Origin of the sequence: Actinoplanes sp. NPDC051633 (genome assembly GCF_040681735.1) — a bacterium.
Classification (GTDB): domain Bacteria; phylum Actinomycetota; class Actinomycetes; order Mycobacteriales; family Micromonosporaceae; genus Actinoplanes.
Genome location: NZ_JBFAZH010000610.1, coordinates 1 through 4,800, shown reverse-complemented (window position 1 = coordinate 4,800; position 4,800 = coordinate 1). Strand labels below are relative to the sequence as shown.

Genomic DNA, 4,800 nt, shown 5'->3' with positions numbered 1-4,800 from the left:
GTCAGCGTGACCGGCTCGGACGGGCAGACGCTCAGCACCGGGCTGCTCAAACCGGGCGGCCGCGCCGCCGTGATCAACGGCTTGCAGGCCGATCCGAACTTCTCCAAGCTCGTGCAGACCAGGGAGGACGGGACCGTGCTGCGTGCGCTGTCCCCGGGCAAGGGCGCCGACGCCGGCGGCTTCCCGTCCGACTACCTGGACGACTACATCGCCTCGGCCTGGGCTGCCTACGCGGACCGGGACCTGACGGTGCAGCCGTTCGCCGACCAGCCGGACAAGATCTTCACCGGCCGGACCTCCGGCGACGTCCTCGCGTTCCGGGACAGCACCGGGGCGCAGGTCGCCACATTCACCAAGCCGAGCACCTCGAACGTCTGGGGCTGCGACGGCAACCTGGGCGCGCCGAACGACCTCGTCGTGGGCCCGATCGCCCGCAGCCTCTGCGCGGCCCTGCAGCGGGGCACCCTCGGCACGAGCACGGTCGAGCCGGTCACCGACCCGGCGGAGTTCTACCGCACCGAGCCGGCGAACCTCTACAACAAGCTCATCCACGAGAACATGGTCGACGGCAAGGCGTACGCGTTCGCCTTCGACGACGTGGCCAACCAGGAGTCGCTCGTGCACGCCGGCGACCCCGCCTCGATCGGCATCCACCTGACCGAGTTCTGACCCCGATCACGGCGCGCCTCCACGGGGGCGCGCCGTGACGTCACACCTTCGGGAGCAGCACCTCGACCACCCGCTTGGCGGTCTCCATGTTCTCCTCGTCGCTCTGCCCGCTGGAGTACACGTCGAGCTGGACGGTGCCGTAGAGCACGTACAGGTGGCCGGCCAGCTGGAACGCCTTGTCGCCCAGGTCGTTCACCGGGGTGGCGTCCTTGATCTTCACCTCGTAGTCGGACGCGGTGGTGCGGGACACGAACACCACCAGCTGGCCACCGGACTGCTGCCACTGGCAGAAGCGGGTGGTCGTGCCGGGCGCCGCCCCGTCCTCGTCCTGCTGCGTGATCTTGCGCCCGGTCAGCTCGACCACCTGGGCGTCGGTCAGCAGCGTGCACGGGTCGGGGAGGTCGCCGGAGTCCTTGACCGCCCCCAGTCCGGACACCGCGGACGGCGTGGGAGAGGCGGACGGACCAGGTGACGGCGCCAAGGTCGGCGTGCCCGCGGTCGCCGTGTCCGTGTCGGAACCGGTCACCATGGAACACCCGGTCAGCAGGGCGACGGCGACCAGTGCGGCGGGGAGCAGGCTGCGTTTCATGCGACAAGCCTGCAGGTCAGGCCCGGGGTACGACAGCCCGCGCGCGGGTGATGACACAAAGCCGGGAGACCTCAGCGCGGGGCCAGGGCGGTGAGGATCTCCTCGGCCCGCTCGCCCGCCGCGCGAGGGTCGGCGTCGGGCGAGCCGATCAGCGGATCCCAGTTCAAGTCGTAGAACAGCTCGGTGACGCCCGCCTGGGCGTACAGCTCGGCATTGCCCTTGATCTGCGCCCAGTCGCCGGAGAGCGGGATGCCGTCGTCGCGCCGGCCGGCCTGCACCACGCCGCGGACGACGATGCGGACCCGGTCGGGATCGCGGCCCGCCTCCTCGGCGGCCTGCCGGACGATCTGCGTACCCCGCCGGATGTCGTCGAGGCTCGCCCGGCTGCTGCTCACCCAGCCGTCGGCGATCCGCCCGGCCCGGCGCAACGCCGACTCGGCGGTGCCGCCCAGCAGGATCGGCGGACCGCCGGGCTGCACCGGTCGCGGCGCCATCGTGCTGGCCGGGAGCCGGTAGAACTCGCCGTCGAACGACGCGACCTCGTCGGTGAACAGCGTGCGGAGCACCGACAGATACTCCTCGGTGCGGGGGCCGCGCGGGTTCGGGTCGGAGCCGGTGGCCGCGAACTCCACCTCGGACCACCCGGTGCCCAGCCCCAGGTCGGCGCGGCCGCCGGAGAGCACGTCGAGGGTGGCGGCCTGCTTGGCGAGATAGGCCGGCGAGAGGTACGGCAGATTGATCACCGCCACGCCGAGCCGGATGGTGGTGGTCCTCGCCGCGGCGTAGGTGAGCGCGAGCAGCGGGTCGAGCACGCTGTGATAGACCGGCGCCATCTGCTCCCCGGCGCCGACCAGCAGCCGTTGGAAGGTCCACAGGCCGTGGTAGCCGAGCTCCTCGGCCCGCATCGCGAAACCGGTCAGCGACATCGGGTCGGCCCATGCGCCCGCGACCGGGCAGCCGCAGCTGATCAACATGCGCCCAACCGTAGTGGCACTACACCGTGAACGCCCGCTGCATGTTGGCCACGCCGGCGGCCAGGGTGGTGAGCAGCCGGGCCTCGGCGGAGCCGGCCGGGGACCGGGCCAGCAGCCGGTCGATGCGGGCGGCCAGCGCGGTCAGCGAGGAGCGGAAGCTGCTGCGGTCGGCCGGTGAGCGCAACGCCTGGTCGGCGTAGTGCCGGACGAACGCGTCGTAGTCGACCAGGCAGGCGCAGGCGGCGGCCATCCGGTCGGTGGAGGCCCGGCGCTCGGTCAGCGCGTGCAGCCGTCGCTCGACCGAGTCGGAGAGGTAGTCGCACTCCAGTCGCAGCCCGGGGTCCGCCGAGGCGCGCAGGATCATCGGGATCGCCTTGCGCAGGCAGCGGTCGGCCCGTTGCAGGTGCGCGGTGGCCGAGCGGCGCGGGTCGTTCGCGGATGGGCCGGCGCTGCCCGGCGGCTCGGTGGTCAGCCCGGTGAAGTCGGCCGGGCCGACCGCGTCGGGCGCCTCGGCGCGGGCGTCGGCCTCGCCCACCTCGGCGGCTCGGGCCAGCGATTTCTCGGCCGCCCGGTAGAGCGCCCGGGCGTGCAGAAAGGCCGACCTGGTGCCGCGGTCGTCGATGCGGTCGGCGGCGAGCGCGAAGCGGGCCGCGGCGAAGGGGCGGTCGGCGGCCAGGGCCTGCTCGGTGGCCGCCAACTCCTCGCGGGTCACCCACGCGATCACGCGTTGCAGCACGGCCGGCTGCAGCGACGTGCGACCGTTGCCGGTCAGGCGGTCCTGGGCGTACGCCCACCGCTCGGCGAGCGCCTGATCCTCGATGCCGTCCTCTCGCCGGGCCCGCATGCAGCGATCGAGCAGCTGGGCGGCCTCGAGGCGGTAGCTCCGGCGGATGCGGCCCCGGGCCACCTCGACGGCCGTCTCCACGGGTGCCCGGAGCGGCTCGACGGCGCGCCGGGTGGGCCGCTGCCGGGGAACCGGATGGTGTCGAGCGGTGATGGAGAGAGGGGAGTCCGCGGGCACGCCGAACAAACTAACACTTGCCGTCACCATGAGGACACTCATGGTGATCAACGTCCCCGCGGACTCGGGGTGGATCAGGCGACCAGCAGTCGGCCGACCTCCTCGGCGCGGTCACCCAGCGCCGACCTCAGCGCGGCGGCGGTCTCCTCGGTGGACCGGCCGGTCTCGGCCATGGCGGCGAGCGCGACCTGGGCCGCGGCCTCCGGGCTGGCCTGCACGAGCTGCTCGAGCATCCCGTACATCTCGGTGAAGAGCACGTGGTGCGTGGACTTGTCGGAGCGGCCGACCTCCTGCTGCCAGGGCGCCACCCGCAATGCGGTGCGCGCCGCGTTGTCCTTGGCGGAGGGTGACATCCGGCTGTTCCACCACGCGTCCATCCGCGCGTTGAAGTCGGACTGGGTGATCGTGGCCATGTCGTCGTCCTCGGCTTCCAGTAGGCCCCAGGCGCGGGTGTTGTTCTCCTGGGTGCTCGTATAACGGGCAGAGAAGTGTGCGTGCTTGTCGTGCGGGTTCGACCCGGTGTACGTGCGGGCGGCCCAACTCCACGACCGCGACCAGATGTAGCGGTTGTAGATCACGTTCTGCAACCGGTTGTCCTGACCGGACCGGTGCCGGGTGACGATGATCTCGACCGCCTTCTGCATGGACCAGCCGGCCTTGCGGAGGTCCTTGTCCACGTCGATGGCGTGCACCTCGTTGCGCGAGTCGGAGTCCTCGTAGGGCGTGGCTCCGGTCTCGTCGGGGTTGTGGTCGCTCGACGAGGATGCGTGCGCGGCGTCACCGATGGATCCGTCGCTGGACTTGTCCCGGCGGGGGGCCAGCGCGTTGAACTCGTTACGCAGGCTCACCAGGCAGGGAACCAGGATCCAGCTGGCCATCCGGCGCCTCCTCCCAGGGGTCGGGGACGAACTCGCCGGCGTAGTCCTCCGGCCGGCCGGGATCGTGCGGCTCGGCGTACCGTTCGCCCGCGGCGATGTCCTCGGCGGACAGTGGGTTCTGTCCACGAGGGTCGGGATCCGTCATTTCGGACGTTCCTCTCAGCAATGGTCGACGCTTTCAAGCGGCGGCACAGTACCCCAAGAGGACGAATTCAATACAAACGCGGGTGTGTCAACCTTCGATTCCGGTAGCGGAGTGTGGTGCTCCGACCGGCTTGGACTGCGGGGATCCGCGCTGACGCAGGAAGATCGCCAGGATCGCGATGGACGCGACGGCGAGCAGCTCGGACTGCCAGTTCTGCAGCGTGCGGTTCCAGAAGTCGGGCATCATCAGGTACTCGGCCCACGACACCGGATCCTGCAGGTTGGACAGCTGCTCCTCGTTGAAGGCGGCCACGCCGGCGATCGACTGCGCCGCCCACGAGCCGAGGAAGATGGCACCCATCACCAGGCCGAGGGACATGGAGAAGATCTTCCGGCGTACGCCGGGCACCTTCGCCCACTTCGGGGAGTCCTCGTCCGCGTGCTCGCCGACCTTCTGGTCTTCGTCCGACTCGAGGCCGGCCTTGTCGAGGCTCTTGGACTCGGGCGAGCCCTTCTGCAGCAGCC

7 protein-coding genes are annotated in these 4,800 nt (G+C 71.1%); 1 reads left to right on the top strand and 6 read right to left on the bottom strand.

Annotation, left to right across the window (positions count from 1 at the left end; genetic code table 11):
- On the top strand, nucleotides 1-669 hold a 669-nt coding region (locus AB0M20_RS27880), incomplete at its 5' end, for a beta-1,3-glucanase family protein (protein ID WP_364303132.1).
- A gap of 40 nt (nucleotides 670-709) precedes the next feature.
- Here the strand turns inward: AB0M20_RS27880 and AB0M20_RS27875 are convergent.
- The 6 genes from AB0M20_RS27875 to AB0M20_RS27850 form a co-directional block, all read right to left on the bottom strand.
- The gene (locus tag AB0M20_RS27875; protein WP_364303130.1) at nucleotides 710-1,258 is read right to left on the bottom strand and encodes a DUF3558 family protein; all 549 of its coding nucleotides are present in this window, start codon (nucleotides 1,256-1,258) and stop codon (nucleotides 710-712) included.
- A gap of 71 nt (nucleotides 1,259-1,329) precedes the next feature.
- Complete coding sequence (locus tag AB0M20_RS27870) at nucleotides 1,330-2,232, bottom strand: TIGR03619 family F420-dependent LLM class oxidoreductase (protein ID WP_364303128.1); 903 nt, start codon at nucleotides 2,230-2,232, stop codon at nucleotides 1,330-1,332.
- Nucleotides 2,233-2,251: 19 nt separating this feature from the next.
- A complete protein-coding gene (locus tag AB0M20_RS27865) occupies nucleotides 2,252-3,295 on the bottom strand; it encodes a hypothetical protein (RefSeq protein WP_364303126.1) in 1,044 nt (347 codons plus the stop codon).
- 32 nt (nucleotides 3,296-3,327) lie between these two features.
- Nucleotides 3,328-4,131, bottom strand: a complete 804-nt coding sequence (locus AB0M20_RS27860; protein ID WP_364303124.1) for a hypothetical protein — start codon at nucleotides 4,129-4,131, stop codon at nucleotides 3,328-3,330.
- The gene (locus AB0M20_RS27855; protein ID WP_364303122.1) at nucleotides 4,088-4,276 is read right to left on the bottom strand and encodes a hypothetical protein; all 189 of its coding nucleotides are present in this window, start codon (nucleotides 4,274-4,276) and stop codon (nucleotides 4,088-4,090) included. The genes AB0M20_RS27860 and AB0M20_RS27855 overlap by 44 nt, the downstream gene beginning before the upstream one ends.
- 87 nt (nucleotides 4,277-4,363) lie before the next feature.
- Nucleotides 4,364-4,800 (bottom strand): DUF6766 family protein (locus AB0M20_RS27850; protein ID WP_364303120.1); only part of this gene is annotated, 437 nt, incomplete at its 5' end.

Excerpts from the sequence above, each read along its gene's own strand:
- AB0M20_RS27875 (WP_364303130.1), bottom strand. The coding sequence starts at position 1,258 with ATGAAACGCAGCCTGCTCCCCGCCGCACTGGTCGCCGTCGCCCTGCTG.
- AB0M20_RS27870 (WP_364303128.1), bottom strand. The coding sequence starts at position 2,232 with ATGTTGATCAGCTGCGGCTGCCCGGTCGCGGGCGCATGGGCCGACCCG.
- AB0M20_RS27865 (WP_364303126.1), bottom strand. The coding sequence starts at position 3,295 with ATGAGTGTCCTCATGGTGACGGCAAGTGTTAGTTTGTTCGGCGTGCCC.
- AB0M20_RS27860 (WP_364303124.1), bottom strand. The coding sequence starts at position 4,131 with ATGGCCAGCTGGATCCTGGTTCCCTGCCTGGTGAGCCTGCGTAACGAG.
- AB0M20_RS27855 (WP_364303122.1), bottom strand. The coding sequence starts at position 4,276 with ATGACGGATCCCGACCCTCGTGGACAGAACCCACTGTCCGCCGAGGAC.